Genomic DNA, 278 nt, shown 5'->3' on the forward strand with positions numbered 1-278 from the left:
GGTATGAATCTTACCATCTGCTAAGATAGCATCCTGTAAGCCGATGACATAAGTCGATTGTAATTTAGTAATTTGGCGGTATTCCAAGATTTTTGAAACAACTGGAGCAATCGGTGCTAAACGCTCAAGCACATCAACCGCTGTTGAATAACCCGTCTTGGTTTTCTTGGTCAATTCCAAAGGTAGTCCCATCTTCTCAAAGAGGAGAACACCTAACTGTTTAGGCGAGTTGATATTGAACTCTTCACCAGCCAAATCATAAATCTTCTGAGTCAACT

Annotated in this window: 1 protein-coding gene; it reads right to left on the reverse strand. The window is 40.6% G+C overall.

The features are described 5' to 3' along the window. A partial coding sequence (locus ACS2QP_RS27595) for a DNA polymerase (RefSeq protein ID WP_438883038.1) occupies window positions 1–278 on the reverse strand: 278 nt, incomplete at both ends.

Origin of the sequence: Bacillus cereus group sp. Bce019 (genome assembly GCF_051781745.1) — a bacterium.
GTDB lineage: Bacteria > Bacillota > Bacilli > Bacillales > Bacillaceae_G > Bacillus_A > Bacillus_A cereus.